The 22444-nt window shown below is 71.6% G+C and carries 17 protein-coding genes; 13 read left to right on the forward strand and 4 right to left on the reverse strand.

Annotated elements, in window-relative coordinates:
* The first annotated feature begins 213 nt into the window (after nt 1-213).
* From metH to QPK52_RS22215, 4 genes are all read left to right on the forward strand, one after another.
* Entirely contained in the window at nt 214-3771 is a 3558-nt protein-coding gene (gene metH, locus QPK52_RS22200; RefSeq protein WP_410539211.1) for a methionine synthase, read from the forward strand.
* A 100-nt stretch (nt 3772-3871) separates the two neighbouring features.
* Nucleotides 3872-4666, forward strand: a complete 795-nt coding sequence (locus QPK52_RS22205; RefSeq protein WP_410539212.1) for an HAD family hydrolase — start codon at nt 3872-3874, stop codon at nt 4664-4666.
* A gap of 387 nt (nt 4667-5053) precedes the next feature.
* Nucleotides 5054-6652, forward strand: coding sequence for an ABC transporter substrate-binding protein (locus tag QPK52_RS22210; RefSeq protein WP_410539213.1), 1599 nt, complete (start codon nt 5054-5056; stop codon nt 6650-6652).
* Nucleotides 6653-6743: 91 nt separating this feature from the next.
* Complete coding sequence (locus QPK52_RS22215) at nt 6744-8336, forward strand: ABC transporter substrate-binding protein (RefSeq protein WP_410539214.1); 1593 nt, start codon at nt 6744-6746, stop codon at nt 8334-8336.
* 111 nt (nt 8337-8447) lie between these two features.
* Here QPK52_RS22215 and QPK52_RS22220 read toward each other — a convergent pair whose 3' ends face one another.
* Nucleotides 8448-9119 (reverse strand): response regulator, encoded by a 672-nt coding sequence (locus QPK52_RS22220; protein WP_093662337.1) that lies wholly within the window; start codon nt 9117-9119, stop codon nt 8448-8450.
* A gap of 44 nt (nt 9120-9163) precedes the next feature.
* The gene (locus tag QPK52_RS22225) at nt 9164-10141 is read right to left on the reverse strand and encodes a RecB family exonuclease (RefSeq protein ID WP_410539215.1); all 978 of its coding nucleotides are present in this window, start codon (nt 10139-10141) and stop codon (nt 9164-9166) included.
* A 134-nt stretch (nt 10142-10275) separates the two neighbouring features.
* Between QPK52_RS22225 and QPK52_RS22230 the strand changes: the two genes are divergently transcribed.
* The 3 genes from QPK52_RS22230 to QPK52_RS22240 all read left to right on the forward strand — a co-directional run bounded on the left by QPK52_RS22230 (nt 10276) and on the right by QPK52_RS22240 (nt 13403).
* Complete coding sequence (locus QPK52_RS22230) at nt 10276-11505, forward strand: site-2 protease family protein (protein WP_410539216.1); 1230 nt, start codon at nt 10276-10278, stop codon at nt 11503-11505.
* 97 nt (nt 11506-11602) lie between these two features.
* Nucleotides 11603-12502: a tRNA (adenine-N1)-methyltransferase gene (locus tag QPK52_RS22235; protein ID WP_410539218.1), complete on the forward strand. Its 900-nt coding sequence runs from the start codon at nt 11603-11605 to the stop codon at nt 12500-12502.
* 208 nt (nt 12503-12710) lie between these two features.
* Nucleotides 12711-13403 carry a hypothetical protein gene (locus QPK52_RS22240; protein ID WP_410539220.1) on the forward strand — a complete coding sequence of 231 codons (693 nt, stop codon included), beginning with the start codon at nt 12711-12713 and terminating at the stop codon, nt 13401-13403.
* A 79-nt stretch (nt 13404-13482) separates the two neighbouring features.
* Here the strand turns inward: QPK52_RS22240 and QPK52_RS22245 are convergent, their stop codons facing one another.
* The gene (locus tag QPK52_RS22245; protein WP_410539221.1) at nt 13483-13794 is read right to left on the reverse strand and encodes a ferredoxin; all 312 of its coding nucleotides are present in this window, start codon (nt 13792-13794) and stop codon (nt 13483-13485) included.
* Between the two features lie 278 nt (nt 13795-14072).
* On the opposite strand from QPK52_RS22245, the gene arc reads away from it, so the two are divergent.
* From arc to prcA, 5 genes are all read left to right on the forward strand, one after another.
* Nucleotides 14073-15839 carry a proteasome ATPase gene (gene arc / locus QPK52_RS22250; protein ID WP_093662587.1) on the forward strand — a complete coding sequence of 589 codons (1767 nt, stop codon included), beginning with the start codon at nt 14073-14075 and terminating at the stop codon, nt 15837-15839.
* A gap of 259 nt (nt 15840-16098) precedes the next feature.
* Entirely contained in the window at nt 16099-17610 is a 1512-nt protein-coding gene (gene dop, locus QPK52_RS22255; protein ID WP_410539223.1) for a depupylase/deamidase Dop, read from the forward strand.
* 183 nt (nt 17611-17793) lie between these two features.
* A complete protein-coding gene (locus QPK52_RS22260; protein ID WP_093662349.1) occupies nt 17794-18012 on the forward strand; it encodes a ubiquitin-like protein Pup in 219 nt (72 codons plus the stop codon).
* Between the two features lie 125 nt (nt 18013-18137).
* Nucleotides 18138-18983: a proteasome subunit beta gene (gene prcB, locus QPK52_RS22265; protein WP_410539224.1), complete on the forward strand. Its 846-nt coding sequence runs from the start codon at nt 18138-18140 to the stop codon at nt 18981-18983.
* A 22-nt stretch (nt 18984-19005) separates the two neighbouring features.
* Nucleotides 19006-19776 carry a proteasome subunit alpha gene (gene prcA, locus QPK52_RS22270; protein WP_410539225.1) on the forward strand — a complete coding sequence of 257 codons (771 nt, stop codon included), beginning with the start codon at nt 19006-19008 and terminating at the stop codon, nt 19774-19776.
* Nucleotides 19777-19827: 51 nt separating this feature from the next.
* Here prcA and QPK52_RS22275 read toward each other — a convergent pair whose 3' ends face one another.
* The gene (locus QPK52_RS22275; RefSeq protein WP_410539226.1) at nt 19828-20973 is read right to left on the reverse strand and encodes a LacI family DNA-binding transcriptional regulator; all 1146 of its coding nucleotides are present in this window, start codon (nt 20971-20973) and stop codon (nt 19828-19830) included.
* A gap of 182 nt (nt 20974-21155) precedes the next feature.
* Between QPK52_RS22275 and QPK52_RS22280 the strand changes: the two genes are divergently transcribed.
* Nucleotides 21156-22439 (forward strand): MFS transporter, encoded by a 1284-nt coding sequence (locus QPK52_RS22280; protein WP_410539227.1) that lies wholly within the window; start codon nt 21156-21158, stop codon nt 22437-22439.
* The last annotated feature ends 5 nt before the right edge of the window (nt 22440-22444 follow it).

The following is a 22444-nucleotide window of genomic DNA, read 5'->3' on the forward strand; positions in this document are numbered from 1 at the left end:
CCTCTCCTCTGTTCGCTTCTCTCTCCGGTGGGCCGGGAGACGGCATTCGACAATGCCGAACGCTATCGGATCATGTCGATGGTGCGGTAGCCGTCCGGAGTCCACGCCTCGGAACACCTGCGGCCCCCGCGGTGCCGACAGATACCCTGGCCGGGTGCGCTTCCCGATGGAAGACGCAAAGCCGACAGCCGTCGCATCTCTGGGAGCCCTTCCATGGCAGCTTCGCCGACCCCGCACAACCTCGACCCGGCGCCGACCGCCGGACCCGCCTCCACGAGCACGTCGAAGACCCCCCGAGCCGACGCCCTGCGTGAGGCGTTGGTGTCGCGGGTGGTGGTGGCCGACGGGGCGATGGGCACGATGCTGCAGGCGGCCGATCCGTCGTTGGAGGATTTCCAGCGGTTGGAGGGCTGCAACGAGGTTCTCAACGTCACCCGTCCGGACATCGTGGCCTCGGTGCACGAGGCGTATTTCGCGGTGGGGGTGGACTGTGTGGAGACCAACACCTTCGGTGCGAACTTCGCGGCGCTGGCGGAGTACGACATCGCCGGCCGGGTGGGGGAGCTGTCCGAGGCCGGGGCGCGGATCGCGCGGGAGGTGGCGGACTCCTTCTCCGGGAGGGACGGGCGGCCGCGGTGGGTGCTGGGGTCGATGGGGCCGGGCACCAAGCTGCCCACGCTGGGGCATGTGGAGTACCGCGTGCTGCGGGACGCCTATCAGGCCAATGCCGAGGGGCTGGTGGTGGGCGGGGCGGACGCGCTGCTGGTGGAGACCACTCAGGATCTGCTGCAGACCAAGGCGGCGGTGCTGGGGGCGCGGCGGGCGTTGGAGGCGCTGGGTGTGGATCTGCCGGTGATCTGCTCGGTGACGGTGGAGACCACCGGCACGATGCTGCTGGGCAGTGAGATCGGGGCCGCGCTGTGTGCGCTGGAGCCGCTGGGCATCGACATGATCGGGTTGAACTGTGCCACCGGTCCGGCCGAGATGAGTGAGCATCTGCGTTACCTGGCCCGGCACGCGCGGGTGCCGATCTCGTGCATGCCGAACGCGGGTCTGCCGGAGCTGACCGCGGAGGGCGCGCGCTATCCGCTGACCGCGGAGGAGCTGGCGGATGCGCAGGAGGGGTTTGTCCGCGAGTACGGGTTGTCGCTGGTGGGGGGGTGTTGCGGGACGACGCCGGAGCATCTGCGGCAGGTGGTTCAGCGGGTGCGGGGCCTGGCGCCGACCGAGCGGGAGGTGCGGCCGGAGCCGGGGGCGGCGTCGCTGTATCAGGCGGTGCCGTTCCGCCAGGACACCTCCTATCTGGCGATCGGGGAGCGGACCAACGCCAACGGGTCGAAGAGGTTCCGCACCGCGATGCTCCAGGGGCGGTGGGAGGACTGCGTGGAGATCGCGCGGGAGCAGATCCGCGAGGGTGCGCATCTGCTGGATCTGTGTGTGGACTACGTGGGGCGGGACGGGGTGGCGGACATGGCCGAGCTGGCCGGGCGGTTGGCGACCGCCTCCACGCTGCCGATCGTTTTGGATTCCACCGAGCCGGCCGTGATCGCCGCCGGGCTGGAGAGGCTGGGCGGCCGGGCGGTGATCAACAGTGTGAACTACGAGGACGGTGACGGGCCCGGTTCGCGGTTCGCGCAGATCACGGCGTTGGCGGCCGAGCATGGTGCGGCGCTGATCGCGCTGACCATCGATGAGGCCGGGCAGGCGCGCACGGCCGAGCATAAGGTGGCCGTGGCCGAGCGGTTGATCGCGGATCTGACCGGTAACTGGGGCATTCGGGAGGAGGATGTCCTCATCGACTGTCTGACGTTCACCATCTGCACCGGTACCGAGGAGTCCCGCCGGGACGGGGTGGCCACCATCGAGGCGATTCGTGAGCTGAAGCGGCGGCATCCGCGGGTGCAGACCACGCTGGGGTTGTCGAACATCTCCTTCGGGCTGAATCCGGCCGCCCGGATGGTGCTGAACTCGGTGTTTTTGGACGAGTGTGTGAAGGCCGGTCTGGACTCGGCGATCGTGCACGCCTCCAAGATCCTGCCCATCGCCCGTCTGGACGAGGAACAGGTCAACACCTGTCTCGACTTGATCTACGACCGGCGCCGGGAAGGCTACGACCCGCTGCAGAAGCTCCTGGAGCTGTTCGAAGGGGCCACGGCGAAGTCGATGAGGGCGTCGCGGGCGGAGGAGCTGGCGGCGCTGCCGCTGGAGGAGCGGCTGCGGCGGCGGATCATCGACGGGGAGCGCACCGGGCTGGAGGCCGATCTGGACGCCGCCCTCCAGGAGCGTCCGGCGCTTCAGATCGTCAACGACACGCTGCTGGCGGGGATGAAGGTGGTCGGGGAGCTGTTCGGCTCCGGGCAGATGCAGCTGCCGTTCGTGCTCCAGTCCGCCGAGGTGATGAAGGCGGCCGTGGCCTATCTGGAACCGCACATGGAGAAGGTCGAGGGCGAGGCGGGCAAGGGCACCATCGTGCTGGCCACGGTGCGCGGGGACGTGCACGACATCGGCAAGAACCTGGTGGACATCATTCTGTCCAACAACGGCTACACGGTGGTCAACCTCGGTATCAAGCAGCCGGTGGCCGCGATCGTGGAGGCGGCCGAGGAGCACGCCGCGGATGTGATCGGGATGTCCGGGCTGCTGGTGAAGTCCACGGTGATCATGAAGGAGAACCTGCAGGAGCTCAACGCCCGCGGTCTGGCCGCCAGGTATCCGGTGATCCTGGGCGGGGCGGCGCTGACCCGGGCCTATGTGGAGCAGGACCTGCACGCCCTGTACGAGGGGGAGGTGCGCTATGCCCGGGACGCCTTCGAGGGGCTGCGGCTGATGGACGCGCTGATGGCGGTCAAGCGCGGCGTGCCCGGCGCCCGGCTGCCCGAGCTCAAGCAGCGCCGGGTGCCCCGGCGGGAGACCGCCGAACTGCAGGTCGCCGAGCCGGCCGGTCCGGTGCGTTCGGACGTGGCCACCGACAACCCGGTGCCCACCCCGCCGTTCCTCGGCACGCGGGTGGTCAAGGGCATCGCGCTCCAGGAGTACGCCTCCTGGCTGGATGAGGACGCGCTGTTCAAGGGCCAGTGGGGGCTGAAGGCGCCGCGCACCGGGGACGGGCCCGGCTACCGGGAGCTGGTCGAGGCCGAGGGCCGCCCGCGGCTGCGCGGCTGGCTGGAGCGGCTGCACACCGGCAACCTGCTGGAGGCGGCGGTGGTCTACGGCTACTTCCCCTGCCACGCCCAGGGCGATGATCTGGTGGTGCTGGGCGAGGACGGCACCGAGCGGTGCCGGTTCACCTTCCCCCGCCAGCGGCGCGGGCGCCGGCTGTGCCTGGCCGACTTCTTCCGCCCCAAGGAGTCCGGCGAGACGGACGTGGTGGGCTTCCAGGTGGTCACCGTCGGCTCGAGGATCGGGCAGGCCACCGCCGAGCTGTTCGCCGCGGACGCCTACCGCGACTATCTGGAGCTGCACGGCCTGTCGGTGCAGCTGGCCGAGGCGCTGGCCGAGTACTGGCACGCCCGCGTCCGCGCCGAGCTGGGGTTCGCCGGGCAGGATCCGGAGGCGATCGAGGACATGTTCGCGCTGAAGTACCGCGGGGCGCGGTTCTCGCTGGGGTACGGGGCCTGCCCGGATCTGGAGGACCGCGCCAAGATCGCCGAGCTGCTGCGGCCGGAGCGGATCGGGGTGCGGCTGAGCGAGGAGTACCAGCTCCATCCCGAGCAGTCCACCGACGCCATCGTCCTCCACCACCCCGAGGCCAAATACTTCAACGCGCGATAGTTCGCGGACCGACGTAAACTGATCTGTCCGGTACAGGCCGGTCGCCCGCACCCGTCAGGTGCGGGCGACCGGCCTTCGCGTCCCCGTAGGAGGCACACGGATGACTCGTCCCCTCTCCCGCGTCGGAGTTCCGCCCGCCTTCGGCGGCAGTGCCCCGGCCCCCGTCTCCGCGCCCGCGCACGTTCCCGGTGGAGGGGGGAGACCGGACACCGCGTCCGCAGCGTCCGGGGCCGCCGCGGCCGGTCTCCAGGCCGTCCTGCTGGACATGGACGGCACGCTGGTGGACACCGAGGGCTTCTGGTGGGAGACCGAGGTCGAGGTGTTCGCCGAGCTGGGGTACGCGCTGGCCGACGAGCACCGTGAGGTGGTGGTCGGCGGGCCGATGTCCCGGAGCGCGACGTATCTGATTCAGGCCACCGGGGCGGACATCTCCCTGGGGGACCTGACGGTGCTGCTCAACTCCAAGTTCATCGAGCGGGTCGAGCGCGGTGTGTCCCTGATGCCCGGTGCCCGGCGGCTGCTGACGGAGCTGGCCGCGCACGACGTGCCGGCCGCCCTGGTGTCGGCCTCGCATCGGCGGGTGATCGACCGGATGCTCGTCTCCCTGGGGCCGGAGCACTTCGCGCTGACCCTGGCGGGTGACGAGGTGGAGCGGACCAAGCCGCACCCGGACCCGTACCTGCTGGCCGCCTCGCGGCTGGGGGCGCACCCGGGGCGCTGCGTGGTGGTGGAGGACACCGTGACCGGTGTGACCTCGGCGGAGGCCGCGGGCTGCCATGTGGTGGCGGTGCCTTCGGTGACCCGGATCGAGCCCGCGCACCGGCGTACGGTCGTGCCGTCCCTGGAGGAAGTGGATCTGCCTTTTCTGCGCTCTCTGATCGCCTCCGCGCACTGAGCGTGCGCCGTTCGCTGCATGATGAATGCATCGTAAACGGTGAGCAGTGGGCCGCTCATTATCCGTGACGAATGCGGTGGCCGAATTCCTGCTTTTCGCCTGGCGGTTGAATGCGTGACGTTCATCACGCGATCCCGGGGTGCGGGGTGGGGTCCCGGGCGGCCGCGGGGGCGGTTGGCCCCTTTTCCGCGCGTCCATGTGTCCCGTTTGGTGCCCGCTCGCGCCGATCGCTCCACCGTCCGGTTATCGGATTGTGCGGCGGGGTTATCGGAGCGTGATAATTCCGCGCCGGTGGCTCGGAGAAGTGACGGACCCCACGGCTACTAATGTCTGTCTCCCGGCCGGAGAATTCGGCAACAGCCTGGCTGGACGAGGAGACCGTCACCGATGAACCGCAAGACGCTGCTGCTGCCCGCCGTCGCGGGACTGCTGGCCCCCATGCTCGTTGCATGCGGCAACGACAGCGCCGGCGGCGGAAACGGCGGGACGATCGTTGTCGGTACCACCGACCGGATCGAGGCCACGGAGAAGGCGCCCGCTCCGCTCGATCCCGCGGCGGTCTACGACGTCAGCACCTGGAACGTCTTCCGCAACACCTTCCAGACCCTGCTGCGCCTGCCCCGCGCGGGCAGCCAGCCGGAGGCGGAGGCCGCGGAGGAGTGCGGCTTCGCCGACCAGCGCAGCACGCAGTACCGCTGCACCCTCCGCGAGGGGCTCACGTTCTCCAACGGCCACGAGCTGACCGCCGAGGACGTGGTGTTCTCCGTCAACCGCATGCTCGGCATCGGCGACCCCGGCGGTCCCGCCTCGCTGCTGAGCAACCTCGACCGGGTCGAGGCGCCCTCCGGGCGCGAGGTGGTCTTCCACCTCAGGAAGCCCGACGCCACCTTCCCCCACAAGCTCGCCACCCCCGCGGCGGCGATCCTGGACAGCGAGGTCTACCCGGCCGACGAGCTCTACGAGGGGTACGGGCTCACCGGCTCCGGCCCCTACGTCCTGGAGTCCTTCGACGCCGAGGGCGGCCGGGCGGTCCTCGCCCGCAACGAGGCCTACAAGGGCGACCTGGAGCCGCGCAACGGCCGCGTCGAGTTGCGTTTCTTCGACGACTCCCAGGCCATGGAGAAGGCACTGCGCGACGGCGACATCGATGTGATGAACCGCAGCCTGTCGCCCGAGCAGATCGACCGGCTGGGGAGCGACAAGGGCGACGGCATCGACGTCGTCGAGATGTCCGGCCAGGAGATCCGCTACCTGGTCTTCGCCACCGACGACCCGGTCGCCGGCCGCAAGGCCGTGCGCCAGGCCGTCGCCCAGACCGTGGACCGCGGCGAGCTGGTGCGCGACGTGTACGAACGGACCGCCGAGCCCCTGTACTCCATCGTCCCCAGCGGGCTGACCGGGCACCACAACTCCTTCTTCAACGCCTACGGCGAGCCCGACGTCAAGGCGGCCCGCGCCACCCTCGAACGCGCCGGCGTCGACACGCCGGTCGAGCTGGAGCTCACGTACACCACCGACCACTACGGCCCCGCCACGGCCGAGGAGTTCAAGGTGCTGGCCGGGCAGCTCAACGACTCCGGGCTGTTCAGGGCGACGGTCAAGGGCGTGCCGTGGAAGACCTACCGGCCCGCCTCGGCCGAGCAGAAGTACGCCGTCTACGGCATGGGCTGGTTCCCGGACTTCCCGGACCCGGACAACTTCGTCGCCCCCTTCTTCGCCGAGGACAACTTCCTGGGCTCCCCGTACGAGAACAACGAGATCCGTGAGCAGCTCATCCCGCGCACGCGGGTCAAGGAGCAGCGCGAGCAGGCGGTCGACGACTTCGTCCGGGTCCAGGACATCGTCGCCAAGGAGGTGCCCGTGCTCCCGCTGTGGCAGGGCAAGCAGTACGTCGCCGCCCGCGACGGCGTCACCGGAGTGGAGTGGGCGCTCAACTCCTCCTCCGTGCTCCAGCTGTGGGAGCTGGGAAGAGGCGTTCAGGACTGAGCGGTTCCCGCGCAGCCCCGCTCCGGGGCGGCGCGGGGCTGCGCGAACGGGGGTTCGGAGAACAGCACATACCACTGATGAGGATGCGAACGTGAGGAAAAGGGCCCGTTTCCGGGCGCTTCCGGCAGGTACGGCCCTGGTCGCCGCACTGCTCACCGGCTGCGGTGACGAGCAGGGGACGAGCGCCGGCCAGGGCGAGCGGATCGTGATGGGGATGACCGACGAGGTCATGGCCGTCGACCCCGCCTCCGGCTACGACCCGGGATCCTGGCTGGTCTTCAACAACGTCTTCCAGTCGCTGCTCAGCTTCCCCAGGAGCGGGACGGAGCCCCAGCCGGAGGCCGCGCGGAGCTGCGAGTTCACCGACACCGGCAGCCGGGTCTTCCGGTGCGTCCTCAAGGACGGGCTGAAGTTCACCAACGGCAACCCGCTCACCTCCAAGGACGTGAAGTTCTCCTTCGAGCGGACCCTGCGCATCGACGACCCCGACGGCCCGGCCGTGATGCTGTCGAACATCGAGGAGATCGACACCCCGGACGCCCGGACGGTCGTCTTCCGCCTCGGCTCGCCCGACGCCACCTTCCCCCAGAAGATCGCCTCCGGCGCCGGCTCGATCGTCGACCACCGCGCCTACCCGGCCGACGAACTGCGCACCGACGGCAAGGCCGTCGGCTCGGGCGTCTACCGGCTGGACTCCTTCGGGGACGAGGAGGCGGTCTTCTCCGTCAACCCGGACTACCTCGGGCCCGCCGAGGCGAAGAACTCCGGGATCACGATGAAGCTCTTCCACGGCGACCAGGCGGCTCTGAAGGAGGCGCTGAGCAGCGGCGAGGTGGACCTGGCCTACCGAGGCCTGGCCATGGACGACATCGCCGACCTCGACGCGGCGGCGAGCGCCGAGAACGGGGTGAAGGTCGTCGAGGGCACCAGCGCCGAGGTGCACCACCTGGTCTTCAACATGGAGCACCCGGTCACCGGCAAGCCGGGGGTGCGCAAGGCCATCGCGTACCTGCTGGACCGCTCCACGCTGATCCGCGACGTCCACCGGCGCACCGCCGAGCCGCTGTACTCGATCGTGCCCGCCGGGATCACCGGCCACAACACCGCCTTCTTCGACGCCTACGGCAGCCGTCCGCAGCCTGCCAAGGCCAGGGCGGCCCTGCGCGCCGAGGGCATCACGGAGAAGGTGGAGCTCACCCTGTGGGCCACCCCGGTGCGCTACGGCCCCGCCACCGTCCGGGAGTTCGAGGAGATCGCCCAGCAGCTCAACGCCAGCGGCCTGTTCGACGCCGAGGTCGAGAGTGTGGAGCTGGAGGAGTACGAGAAGGGCATCGAGGCGGGCGAGTACGGGGTGTACGTCAAGGGCTGGGTGCCCGACTACCCCGACGCCGACAACTTCACCGCGCCCTTCTTCGGCGAGGACAACGTGCTGGGCAACGGCTACGACGCCGGGCGGATCACCTCCAAGCTGCTGCCGCGCACGGCCGCGGCGAGCGACCGCGCCGCCACCGTCGAGGACTTCGGCGAGATCCAGGACATCGTCGCCCGGGACCTGCCGATCCTGCCCCTCTGGCAGGGCAAGCAGTACGCCGTGGCGCACGAGGACATCTCCGGCCTGGAGTGGACGCTGGACGCCTCCACCGTCTTCCGCTTCTGGGAGATCGGCAAGGGCACCGGAGGCTGATCCGGCCCCCGGCCCCCGGCCGCTCCGGGTGCGCCGCCCGCCGCTTCGCCGCGGCGGGCGGCGCACCCGCGTCACCGGTCACCGGACCCGGCCCCGTTCCCGGCGGCGTCCTTACCGGTCGCCGGGGCGGACCAGCCCGCTCTCGTAGGCGTACACCGCCGCCTGCACCCGGTCGCGCAGGCCCAGCTTGGTCAGCACATGGCCGACATGGGTCTTCACCGTCGTCTCGCTGACGAAGAGGTCCGCGGCGATCTCGGCGTTCGACAGGCCGCGCGCCACCAGCTTGAGCACCTCGACCTCGCGGTCGGTGAGCGTGCCCAGCGCGTCGGGCACCTCCTCCTCGCCCGAGGGCAGCTTCCCGGCGTACTTGTCCAGCAGGCGCCGGGTGATGCTGGGGGCGAGCATCGCCTCGCCGGCCGCCACCACCCGGATCGCCTGCACCAGTTCGGCGGCCGGCGCGTCCTTGAGGAGGAAGCCGGACGCGCCCGCGCGCAGCGCCTCCACCACGTACTCGTCCAGGTCGAACGTGGTGAGCACCAGGACCTTGGCGGGACCGTCCCGCTCCGGGCCGGTGATCTGGCGGGTCGCCTCCACGCCGTCCATCCGCGGCATGCGGATGTCCATCAGCACCACGTCCGGCTGGAGCGCCCGAACCTGGTCCAGCGCCTGCAGGCCGTCCCCGGCCTCGCCCACCACGGCGATGTCCCCCTCGGCCTCCAGGATCATCCGGAAGCCGGTGCGCAGCAGCGGCTGGTCGTCGACCAGCAGGACGCGGATTGCCACGGGAACTCCTATCGGGGCCGGGGGCTTGGCAGGCCCATTCTTGCCTAGCCGGCCGCGCCCTCCGCCTCCGGGAGGGTGCCCGGGGAGCCGCCCGTGTCACTGCCCGTGCCGCCGCCCGTGCCGGCGTCCGGCTCCAGCGGCAGCCGCGGCTGGATCATCAGCGGGTACGGCGGGGGAGTGCCCCCGAACTCCGGGCACAGCGCCTGGTGGGCGCACCAGCCGCACAGCGGGCCCGGCCTGGGCCGCCAGTCGCCGGTCTCGGTCGCCTGCCGGATCGCCTCCCACAGGGCCAGCAGCTTGCGCTCCACGCCGCGCAGGTCGTTCTCGTCCGGGTCGTAGGTGAGCACGTCGGCGCTGCCCAGGTAGACCAGCTGCAGCCGGCGCGGGATCGTGCCGCGCAGCCGCCACAGCACCAGGGCGTAGAACTTCATCTGGAACAGCGCCTCGGCGGTGTACTCCGGCCGGGGCGCCTTGCCGGTCTTGTAGTCGACGATGCGGACCTCGCCGGTGGGCGCCACGTCGACCCGGTCGATGATGCCGCGCAGCCGCAGCCCGGACTCCAGGCGGGCCTCCACGAACAGCTCGCGCTCGGCCGGCTCCAGCCTGGTGGGGTCCTCCAGGGAGAACCACCGCTCGACCAGCTCCTCCGCCCGGGCCAGCCACCGCGCCAGCTCGGTGCCGTCGGCCGCGCCCTCGCCCCCGGCCTCCCGGCCGTCCTCCGTGAACAGCTCCGCGAGTTCCGGCCGCTTCGCCAGCAGCCGCTCCCACTCCCGCACCACCAGCGAGCGCGCCCGCCGTACGCTGCGCTCGGCGGCGGGAGCGTCGAAGAGCCGCTCCAGCACCGCGTGCACCACCGTGCCCCGGGTGGCCGCGGGCGTCGGTTTCTCGGGCAGCCTGTCGATCACCCGGAAGCGGTACAGCAGCGGGCACTGCATGAAGTCGGCGGCCCGCGACGGGGACAGGGAGTTGGGCGGCGAGGCGGCGGGGGAGGGCGCCTTGCCGGGTGCCGGATGGGAGACCATGGACACGACCCTACGGCCCGCCACCGACACACCGCCGCTTACCATCGATGGCGTACCCCTTCGCACCCCCCTCGCACCTCACGGCCGCGGGGGCGGACCACCGGGTGCGAGGGCACCTTCTACGAGGGGAACCCGTGGCGGACACGGACAACAGCGGGCGGCCGGAGCCCGGCTCCGGCGGATCGGCGGACGGCAGGCCGAAGCGCCCGCGGGAGAGCGGCGGCGGCATTCTCATGGGCCGCCCCTTCGGCGTGCCCGTGTACGTGGCGCCGAGCTGGTTCGTCGTCGCCGCGCTGATCACCTGGGTCTTCGGCGGTCAGCTGGAGCGCGTGCTCCCGGAGCTGGGCGGCGCCCGCTATCTGGTGTCCCTGTTCTTCGCGGTCGCCTTCTACGCCTCGGTGCTGGTCCACGAGCTGGCCCACACCGTGGCCGCCCTGCGCTTCAAGCTCCCGGTGCGCCGCATCCAGCTCCAGTTCTTCGGCGGGGTGTCGGAGATCGAGAAGGAGAGCGAGACCCCGGGCCGGGAGTTCGTCCTGGCCTTCGTCGGCCCGCTGCTCTCCCTGGTGCTGTCGGGCGTGTTCTACCTGGGGCTGTTCGCGGTCGAGCCCGGCACCGTGCCCGCGGTGCTGCTGGCCGGACTGATGATCTCCAACCTCATCGTCGCGATCTTCAACCTGCTGCCGGGCCTGCCCCTGGACGGCGGCCGGATGCTGCGCGCGGTGGTGTGGAAGATCAGCGGCAGGCCGATGACCGGCACCGTCGCCGCCGCCTGGACCGGCCGCGCGCTCGCCATCGCCGTCCTGGTCGGAATGCCGCTGCTCAGCTACGCGGGGGGCTACGGCGCCGAGGAGGGCTTCGGCGGGGTGGACTCCATCACCGACGCCCTGCTCGCCGCGATCCTCGCCGCGATCATCTGGACCGGCGCCGGGAACAGCCTGCGCATGGCCAGGCTGCGCGAGCGCCTGCCCGAGCTGAGCGCCCGCGCCCTGACCCGCCGCGCCGTCCCCGTCTCCGCCGACACCCCCCTGTCGGAGGGCCTGCGCCGCGCCAACGAGGCCGGGGCCAGGGCCCTGGTGGTCGTGGACGGACAGGGGGAGGCGGTCGCCGTCGTCCGCGAGGCGGCCATCGCCGGGGTGCCCGAGCACCGCCGCCCCTGGGTGGCGGTGAGCACCCTGGCCCAGGACATCACCGAGGGCATGCGGGTGTGGGCCGAGCTGGCCGGCGAGGAGCTGCTGGAGCACCTGCGAGCCACCCCCGCCAGCGAGTACCTGGTGGTGGAGGAGAGCGGCCAGATCTACGGGGTGCTGTCGGCCGGCGACGTCGAGCGGGCCTTCGTGGCGGCCATGGCCAAGCCCGCCTCCTGAACCGCGGGGCCCGCCCCCCGGTCGTAATCGAGCCCCCCGGGGCGCCCCGGGGGGCTCGATTACGGCCGGGGGGCGGGCCTGGACTACCCTTGCCCCCATGTCCGAACCGACCGGTGCCGCCCGCCGTCGCGGGCCCTTCCAGGTCGGGGACCAGGTCCAGCTCACCGACCCCAAGGGACGCCACTACACCTTCACGCTCGAGGCGGGGAAGAGCTTCCACACCCACAAGGGAGCCTTCCCCCACGACGAGCTGATCGGTGCTCCCGAGGGCACGGTCGTCCGTACCACGGGAAACGTCGCCTACCTCGCGCTGCGTCCCCTGCTCCCCGACTACGTCCTGTCCATGCCGCGCGGCGCGGCCGTCGTCTACCCCAAGGACGCGGGGCAGATCCTCGCGATGGCCGACATCTTCCCCGGCGCGCGCGTCGTCGAGGCGGGCGTCGGCTCCGGCTCGCTGAGCACCTTCCTGCTGCGGGCGGTGGGCGACCAGGGCATGCTGCACTCCTACGAGCGCCGCGCCGACTTCGCCGAGATCGCGCAGGCGAACGTCGAGCGGTACTTCGGCGGCCCGCACCCGGCCTGGCGGCTGACCGTCGGAGACCTCCAGGACAACCTGTCCGACACCGAGGTCGACCGCGTCATCCTGGACATGCTCGCCCCCTGGGAGTGCCTGGAGGCCGTCTCCAAGGCCCTCGTCCCCGGCGGCATCCTGTGCGCCTACGTCGCCACCACCACCCAGCTCGCCCGCACCGTGGAGTCCATCCGCGAGCACGGAACCTTCAACGAGCCGGCGGCCTGGGAGACCATGGTGCGCACCTGGCACGTCGAGGGCCTGGCCGTCCGCCCCGACCACCGCATGATCGGGCACACCGGCTTCCTCCTCACCGCCCGCCGTCTCGCCGACGGGGTGGAGCCCCCGATGCGCCGCCGCCGCCCGGCCAAGGGCGCGTACGGGGAGGACTACAGCGGTCCGGGCAGCGGCTCCGGCCGCGACTGAGGCCGTCTCCCCGCCGCCCACGACCCGCGGTGCCGCAGCCGCCCGGCTCCCGCGGGAGCCGGGCGGCTGCGGCATGTGGCGGGCAGGGCGGGGGCCGGGCGGAGACGGGGCGGCGCGGAGAGGCGCACCCGGCCGTTCCACCGCGGTGTGACGTATGGCACGATGCTGGGCACCCCCGGCCGCCCGCACCTCACAGGAGTCGTCCAGCGTGCAGCTTCCGGCAGACTCTGCGCCCGCTCCGTCCGCTCGGCCCCTTCCCGCCGCCTCCCCGTCGTACGTCCCGCCCCAGCCCGGCCCGGCCGGGTCCTCCGCGGCGGCGGGCCGTGCGCCGTCCTCACCCGCGCCTTCCCCCGCCGCACCCGCCCACACCCGCGCCCGCGCGCCGCACTGGCTCGCCACCGCCGCGGCGCTGGGCGCGCTGCTGGGCGCCTCCGCGCTGCTGGAGCCCGCCGGAGCCGACGCCACCCAGCCGCGGGAGACCGCCGCGGTGACTCCCGGTCCGGACGCGGACACGGCCCGCTACCCGCTGGACTGCGGCCCGGTGGAGGCCGAGGTGGTCGACAGGGCGGCGGTGGACTTCGACGGCGACGGCCGGGCCGAGACCGTCGCGGTGGTCCGCTGCGCCGCAGGGATCGGCACCCCGCCCAGCGGTGTGTACGTCCTGGCTCATCCCGTGAGCGAGGGAGGCCGTCCCCGGGTCGCCGAGACCCTGGTGGACCCCGAGGAGGGGATGACGGTGCAGGATCTGACCGTTCGCGACCGCACGGTATTCGCCAGGCTGCTGGGCTACTCCTCGCCGGATGTGCCCCGCTGCTGTCCCGACAGGGCGCGGGACGTCGAATGGGAGTGGCGGGGCGGGAAGTTCGTGCTGGAGGCGGCGCCGACCGCCCGGAGTGTCTGAGCGGTCACGCAGCGCCGCCGGAGGCCGGAGCGCCGCCGTGCCTCCGGCGCTGCCCGGCTCTGTCCGCCTCTGCCCGGCGCTATTCGGCGTCGGGGCCGTACACCTCGACACCGTCGGTCACCCGGCGCACGTGGATGCACTCGCCCGGGCACTCCTTGGCCGAGTCCACCACGTCGCCGAGCAGCGGGAGCGGGACGGGTGCGGTGGCGCCCGGCTCCGTGCGCAGCTCCGCCTCCTCGCCCGCGGGGGCGGGGCCCTTCACGTAGGCGAGCCCGTCGATGTCCAGCTCGAAGACCTCGGGCGCGTACTGCGCGCAGATGCCGTCGCCGGTGCAGAGTTCCTGGTCGATCCAGACTTCCAGCTCTGCGGTCTGCTCGTTGTGCGAGCCCATGTCGCTGCCTGCCGTTCCTGCGCTCGTGACCGGACCGTGTGACGGATTGTCGGTGTGATCTTGGCGGAATAGAGCCACCCGTGACGGGGGTTGACGCTTCAGACGATACAACCGGCCGCTTTCCGGCGAGGTTGGGTGGGTATTCACCCGGGGTAAGGGAGTGCGCAAGGGTGAAGATCAGACACACCCCGACCGTGTTTGTGATCTAGGGGTTTCAACCCCCACGGGTCCAGGTAGGGTCAGGAAGCGTCCAGCTCCCCTTGGAGGAGGTGAGGACCGTGGCAGCCCACGACGACGACATCAACCGCGGCATCCGGCCCGAACGGGGTTCCGACGACCCGGCAGGCCAGGTTGCCCATCTCGAGCAGGAGATCGCCGTCCTGCGCCGCAAGCTCGCCGACTCTCCGCGTCACACTCGGATTCTCGAGGAGCGGATCGTCGAGCTGCAGACGAATCTGGCCGGTGTGTCCGCACAGAACGAGCGGCTCGCCAACACCCTCCGTGAGGCCCGCGACCAGATCGTGGCCCTCAAGGAGGAGGTCGACCGGCTGGCCCAGCCGCCGGCCGGCTTCGGGGTTTTTCTGCAGGCGAACGAGGACGGTACGGCCGACATCTTCACCGGCGGGCGCAAGCTCCGGGTGAACGTCAGCCCCAGCGTCGACCTCGGTGAGCTCAGGCGTGGCCAGGAGGTCATGCTCAACGAGGCGCTCAACGTGGTCGAGGCCATGGAGTTCGAACGCGCCGGGGACATCGTCACCCTCAAGGAGGTCCTGGAGGACGGCGAACGCGCCCTGGTGATCGGGCACACCGACGAGGAGCGCGTGGTCAGGCTCGCCGAGCCCCTTATGAACGCCACGCTCCGGGCCGGTGACGCGCTGCTGCTGGAGCCGCGTTCGGGGTACGTCTACGAGGTCGTGCCCAAGAGCGAGGTCGAGGAGCTCGTCCTCGAAGAGGTCCCGGACATCGACTACAACAAGATCGGTGGCCTGGGCGGTCAGATCGAGCTGATCCGCGACGCGGTGGAGCTCCCCTACCTGTACCCGGACCTGTTCAAGGAGCACGAACTCCGCCCGCCCAAGGGCGTTCTGCTCTACGGCCCGCCCGGCTGCGGCAAGACCCTCATCGCCAAGGCCGTGGCCAACTCCCTTGCCAAGAAGGTCGCCGAGGTGACCGGGCAGCCCCAGGGGAAGAGCTACTTCCTCAACATCAAGGGCCCCGAGCTGCTGAACAAGTACGTCGGCGAGACCGAGCGGCACATCCGGCTGGTCTTCCAGCGGGCGAGGGAGAAGGCGAGCGAGGGCACGCCCGTCATCGTCTTCTTCGACGAGATGGACTCCCTGTTCCGCACCCGCGGCTCCGGTGTCAGCTCGGACGTGGAGAACACCATCGTCCCGCAGCTGCTGTCGGAGATCGACGGTGTGGAAGGGCTCGAGAACGTCATCGTCATCGGCGCCTCCAACCGCGAGGACATGATCGACCCGGCGATCCTGCGCCCGGGCCGCCTCGATGTGAAGATCAAGATCGAGCGTCCGGACGCCGAGGCCGCCAAGGACATCTTCTCGAAGTACCTGACCCCGAACCTCCCGCTGCACTCGGACGACCTCGCGGAGCACAACAACGACCCCGAGGCCACCGTCGCCGGGATGATCCAGTCGGTCGTCGAGCAGATGTACGCCGAGTCCGAGGAGAACCGCTTCCTGGAGGTCACCTACGCCAACGGTGACAAGGAGGTCCTGTACTTCAAGGACTTCAACTCCGGCGCGATGATCCAGAACATCGTCGACCGGGCCAAGAAGATGGCGATCAAGGCCTTCCTCGACCACAACCAGAAGGGTCTGCGGGTCTCCCATCTGCTCGCCGCGTGCGTGGACGAGTTCAAGGAGAACGAGGACCTGCCCAACACCACCAACCCCGACGACTGGGCCCGTATCTCCGGCAAGAAGGGCGAGCGGATCGTCTTCATCCGCACCCTCGTCACCGGAAAGCAGGGCGCGGACACCGGACGCTCCATCGACACGGTGGCCAACACCGGTCAGTACCTGTAGAAGACACCGTCCGGCTGCGGATGCCCGTGTCCCCGTCGAGAGGCGGGGCGGGCGTCCGCAGCCGGATCTTTTCGGACCGATCTCCACCGAGGAAACACGGGAAGTCCGCAGTGATCTCCCAACCACGGCCCGACGGCCCTAGGCTCGTCCGTACCGCCGCCATGCGGAGTGCGAGGCCAGGGGCCGCGCGGAGGCCGGATGCGCAGCGGGACTTGAGCGGTGGCCCAAAGGCGGGCCGCCGCCGGGCAAGGAGGGCCGCATGACCGTACGGCGAGTGATGGGCATCGAGACGGAGTACGGGATCTCCGTCCCCGGTCACCCGAACGCCAATGCCATGCTCACCTCGTCCCAGGTCGTCAACGCCTACGCGGCGGCGATGCACCGGGCGCGCCGCGCCCGCTGGGACTTCGAGGAGGAGAACCCGCTGCGGGACGCCCGGGGCTTCGACCTCGCGCGCGAGGCCGCCGACTCCAGCCAGCTCACGGACGAGGACATCGGCCTGGCCAACGTGATCCTCACCAACGGTGCGCGGCTGTACGTGGACCACGCGCACCCCGAGTACAGCGCCCCGGAGGTCACCAACCCGAGGGACGCCGTGCTCTGGGACAAGGCCGGCGAGCGGATCATGGCCGAGGCCGCCCGGCGCGCCGCCGAGGTGCCCGGTACCCAGCCGATCCACCTCTACAAGAACAACACCGACAACAAGGGCGCCTCCTACGGCTGCCACGAGAACTACCTGATGAAGCGGGAGACCCCCTTCTCGGACATCGTGCGCCACCTGACGCCCTTCTTCGTCTCGCGCCAGGTCGTCACCGGCGCCGGACGCGTCGGAATCGGCCAGGACGGCTCCGAGCACGGCTTCCAGATCAGTCAGCGGGCCGACTACTTCGAGGTGGAGGTCGGCCTGGAGACCACTCTCAAGCGGCCGATCATCAACACCCGCGACGAGCCGCACGCCGACGCCGAGAAGTACCGCCGGCTGCACGTGATCGTCGGCGACGCCAACCTGTCGGAGATCTCCACCTACCTCAAGCTCGGCACCACTTCCCTGGTGCTGTCCATGATCGAGGACGGCTTCATCGCCGTCGACCTGGCCGTCGACCAGCCCGTGCGCACCCTCCACCAGGTCAGCCACGATCCGACGCTGCGCCGCCCGATCACGCTGCGCAGCGGGCGGACACTGACCGCCGTACAGCTCCAGATGGAGTACTACGAGCTGGCCCGCAAGTACGTGGAGGAGCGCTGGGGGCAGGACGCGGACGAGCAGACGAGGGACGTGCTGGCCCGCTGGGAGGACGTCCTGGGACGCCTGGAGAGCGACCCGATGAGCCTGGCGGGCGAGCTGGACTGGGTCGCCAAGCGGGAGCTGATGGAGGGCTACCGGCGCCGCGACGGCCTGGACTGGGACGCGGCCCGGCTGCACCTGGTGGACCTGCAGTACGCCGACGTGCGCCCCGACAAGGGCCTGTACAACCGCCTGGCGGCCCGCGGCCGGATGAAGCGGCTGCTGGACGAGGCGGAGGTGGAGCGGGCCCGCTCCCAGCCCCCGGAGGACACCCGCGCCTACTTCCGCGGCCAGTGCCTGGAGCGGTACGCCGACGCGGTGGCCGCGGCCTCCTGGGACTCGGTGATCTTCGATCTGCCGGGTCGGGACTCCCTCCAGCGGGTACCCACCCTGGAGCCGCTGCGCGGCACGCGCGCCCACGTCGGCGAGCTGCTCGACCGCTGCCGCACGGCGGAGGAGCTGGTCAGGGCGCTGTCCGGGAAGTGAACCGGGGAGAAGGGACGGCTGAACGTCTCCGGATGAGGGAATCATGGAGATGGCTTCCGAACGTCTGTGGCGGCGGCGCGGCAGTGGTACGGCAGAGAAGCGCCACCGGCACGAGAAGAGCCGATGTCAGGCCCGGCTTGTAGGGTCTGATCTTGTACCGTCCAACCGAGCGGGGTGAGGTATATGGCGACCAAGGACACCGGCGGCGGTCAGCAGAAGGCGGCACGCTCCACCGAGGAGGTCGACGAGCAGGCGCAGGACGCGCAGGTCTCGGAGGACCTCAAGGAGCGCCAGGAGGCGCTGTCGGACGAGGTGGACTCCGTGCTGGACGAGATCGACGACGTGCTGGAGGAGAACGCCGAGGACTTCGTGCGCTCCTTCGTGCAGAAGGGCGGCGAGTAGGGCGTGCCCGTCCGTCCCGCACCCCCGCCGTCGCGGGGGTGCGGGACGGATGACATCCGCCGCCACGGGTAAGGTCCGTGCAGGATTCTCAAGATCCGGTCTCACGATCTGGTGGAAGGAAACGTGTGGAAGCCAACACCCGTAGCACAGGGCGTCTGCCTGCTGCCTTCCTGACGCCGGGCTCGTCCTCGTTCATGGACTTCCTGTCCGAGCACGCGCCCGAGCAGCTCCCCGGCAACCGCCCGCTCCCGCCCGTGAAGGGCGCCGTCGAGGCGCCGCACGGCACGACGATCGTCGCGGTCACCTTCCCCGGCGGCGTGGTGCTGGCCGGCGACCGGCGCGCGACGATGGGCAACATGATCGCCCAGCGGGACATCGAGAAGGTCTTCCCGGCCGACGAGTACAGCGCCGTCGGCATCGCCGGGACCGCCGGGCTCGCCGTGGAGATGGTCAGGCTCTTCCAGCTGGAGCTGGAGCACTTCGAGAAGGTCGAGGGCACCCAGCTGTCCCTGGAGGGCAAGGCCAACCGCCTGTCCACGATGATCCGCGGCAATCTCGGCATGGCCATGCAGGGGCTGGCGGTGATCCCGCTGTTCGCCGGGTACGACGTGGACCGGGACAGGGGCCGCATCTTCTCCTACGACGTGACCGGCGGGCGCTCCGAGGAGCAGGGCTTCGCGGCGGTCGGCTCCGGCTCGGTCTTCGCACGCGGTTCGCTCAAGAAGCTGCACCGCGACGACCTCAGCGAGCAGCAGGCGGCCACGGTCGTCGTCCAGGCCCTCTACGACGCCGCCGACGACGACTCCGCCACCGGCGGACCCGACCTGGTGCGCCGGATCTACCCCGTCGTCACGGTGATCACCGAGGACGGCTTCCGCAGGCTCACCGAGGAGGAGGTCGCCGAGATCGCCCGCTCGGTGCACGACGGCCGGCTCCAGTCGCCCAACGGGCCCCAGGCCCCTGTGCTCTAGATCAGGAAGGGACCGATAGCCGGTGTCGACGCCGTTCTATGTCTCACCCCAGCAGGCCATGGCGGACCGTGCCGAGTACGCCCGCAAGGGCATCGCGCGCGGCCGCAGCGTGGTCGTGTTGCAGTACGCCGACGGCATCGTGTTCGTCGCCGAGAACCCCTCTCGGGCGCTGCACAAGGTCAGCGAGATCTACGACCGGATCGCCTTCGCGGCGGTGGGCAAGTACAACGAGTTCGAGAACCTGCGCATCGGCGGTGTCCGCTACGCCGATCTGCGCGGCTACACCTACGCCCGCACGGACGTCACCGCGCGGGGCCTGGCCAACGTCTACGCCCAGACCCTGGGCACCATCTTCTCCAGCGCGGCGGAGAAGCCGTACGAGGTGGAGCTGATCGTCGCCGAGGTCGGGGAGGGCCCCGAGGACGACCAGATCTACCGGCTGCCGCACGACGGCTCGATCGTCGACGAGCACGGCTCGGTGGCGGTCGGCGGCAACTCCGACCAGATCGGCAACTACCTCGAACAGCGCCACCGGGACGGGATGACCCTGGCCGAGGCCCTCAAACTGGCGGTGGGCTCCCTGAGCCGGGACAGCAACGGCGGCGAGCGCACCCTCACCGCCGACCAGCTGGAGGTCGCCGTCCTGGACCGCACCAGGCCCCAGCAGCGCAAGTTCAAGCGGGTGCTCGGCCGGCAGCTCTCCCGGCTGCTGGAGGAGGGCGGTACCTCCGCGTCCGCGGGGGAGGCGTCCGGCGGAGACTCCTCGGGGGAGTCCTCCGCCTCCGAGGAGTAGCCCCCACATCCCCGCCCACTCCGTGGACCGTCCCGTGGGCCCCGGCCGCGCTCAGCGTCCGCCGGGGCCCACGGGCGAGTCCGGGGGCGGGGCGGTGGAGCCCCGCACGGTCAGCCGCACCGGCAGGGTGGTCACCCTGGCGGGGACTCCGGAGCCGCCGGCCTCCCGCGTCCGGCCGTCCAGGACGGCGCCCTCCTTCCGGCCGTCCAGGACGGCGCCCTCCTTCCGGCCGTCCAGGACGGCGCCCTCCTTCCGGCCGTCCAGGACGGCCAGCAGAGCCCGCATTCCAGCCGCCCCCGCGTCCTCGGCGGGCAGCCGTACCGTCGTCAGCTCCGGCTCGACCGCCCGAGCGAGCGCCAGATCGTCGAAGCCGGTCACCGAGACGTCCTCCGGCACCCTCAGCCCCAGCCGCCGCACCGCCTTGCACGCGCCCGCGGCGAGCACGTCGTCGTCGCACACCAGCGCGGTCGGCCGGGGGACCGCCGCCAGCGCCTGCGCGGCGGCACGCGCCCCGGCGGCCACGTCCAGGGCGGCCGTCCAGGTCTGCGGCGGCGGGCAGCCGGCCGCGGCCAGAGCCTCGGCCAGCGCCGCGGCCCGCACCTGGAAGGTCCAGGAGTCCACCGCCGCGGCGATGTGGGCCACCCGGCGGTGGCCCAGTCCCGTCAGATGCGCCACCGCCTGCCGCATGCCGTCGGCGATGTCGAGGTTGACGGTGGCCGCCGCCTGGGTGTTCTCCGGCCCGCTGTCGAGCATCACCAGGGGCAGCTCGCCGCCGGAGCGCAGGGCCGCAAGCGCCTCGGAGGCCATCGAGGAGGCGATCACGCCGTCGAGGGCGGCCCCGGCGGAGTCGAAGGGGTCCCGGGCCGGGCCGACGCCCTCCGGCGAGGGGTAGAGCACCACCCCGAAGCCGTGCTCGGCGGCCACTCGCGCGGCGCCCGCGTGGACCCGGGCGAAGAACTCGTTGGTGAGCGCCGGGACGACCAGCAGCGCGGTCCGGGTGCGCCCCAGTCGCAGACTGCGCGCGGCCAGGTTCGGCCGGTAGCCCAGCTCCCGCGCCGCCTCCCGCACCGCCTCGGCCTTGCCCGGCGAGACCCGGCCGCGCCACTTGCCGCCCAGCACCAGGGAGACGGCCGCCTGCGAGACCCCGGCGGCACGCGCCACGTCCCGGCTCGTGGGCCGGGGGCGGTCGATGGGCACTGGCTGGCTCCCGGAGCGGGCGGACGGTACGGGCGGTACGGGCGGGCAGGGCGGGCAGGGCAGGCAGGGCGGCACCCGGGGCCGGCATGGACCGGGGGGCTGACTCATGGTACGTATGACGGAGCGGGTTATACGTAACACTCTCAGGTCGCCGGAGGAGTCCGGGGAAGAGGAGACCATCCATGGCGACGGGCTACGCCGAACTGCTGCGCGCCAGGCACGCCGCGCGGCTGCTCGCGGGCACCCTGGTCGGCCGGCTGCCGAACGCCACCGCCGCCCTGGCGATCGTGCTGTTCACCCGCGCGGAAGGCGGCAGCTACACCCTGGCGGGCGCGCTGTCGGCCGTCTACGGGCTGTCCAACGCCGTCGGCCAGCCGCTGCTGGGCCGTGCGGTGGACCTGTGGGGCCAGCCGAGGGTGATGCTGCCCGCCGCGCTGCTCTCCGGTCTGGGCATGGCCGCCCTCGCCCTCACCGGCATCGAGCCGCTGCCCGCCGCCTACGCGGCGGTAGCCGTCGCCGGTCTGTTCACCCCGCCCCTGGAGGGCGGCCTGCGCGCCCTGTGGCCGTCCGTCCTGAAGCGCCCCGACCGGGTGCACGCCGCCTACGCGCTGGACGCGGTGGCCCAGGAGGTGATGTTCACCCTGGGTCCGCTGGCCGTCACGGTGCTGGTGGCCCTCTGGAGCGAGGCCGCGGCCCTGCTGGTGATCAACGCCCTGGGGGTGCTCGGCGCCCTGTCCGTGGTCGTCTCGCCGCCCTCCCGCCGCTGGCGCTCCGAACCGCGCGAGGCGCACTGGCTGGGCGCCCTGCGCTCCGGCGGTCTGCTCGCCCTGCTGGGTTCGTTCTTCTTCGTCGGCCTCGCCCTGGGGACGATCGCCGTTGCCGCGGTCGCCTACGCCGACGGCCACGGCGACGAACTGATCTCCAGCTATCTGCTCTCGGCGCTGGGAGCCGGCGCGCTGGTCGGCGGCCTGGCCTACGGAGCCCGGACCTGGGCGGGGGAGCCCGAGGCCCGGCTGCGCGCCCTGGTGGCCGCCCTGGCGGCCGGCTACCTGCCGCTGGCGCTGGCGCCGGGCCCCGTGGCGATGACCTTCCTGACCGGGGTCGCAGGGCTCTTCCTGGCCCCCGCGCTGGCCTGCGCCTTCGTGGTGGTGGACCGGCACGCGCCGCCGGGCACGGTCACGGAGGCGTTCTCCTGGCTGGTGACGTCCTTCGGTGTCGGAGCCGCGGCGGGGACGGCCGTGGTGGGCCCGGTGATCGAGTGGGGCGGGGCTCCGGCGGGCTTCCTCGTCGCCGGTGCGGGCGGCCTGGCCGCGCTGCTGGTCCTGCTGGCCACCCGGCGGGTCCTGGCGGCTCCCGCCCGGTTCCCGGCCCCGGTCCGCACCCCGTCTCCCGATGCCGCCGCCCGGATGGAAAGCGATCGGAACGGGGGCGCCGGAGCCGGTTTCAAAACCGGGCATCAGGCGTAAAGTTC

The organism is Streptomyces sp. KL2, assembly GCF_046529545.1.
Taxonomy (GTDB): domain Bacteria; phylum Actinomycetota; class Actinomycetes; order Streptomycetales; family Streptomycetaceae; genus Streptomyces; species Streptomyces radiopugnans.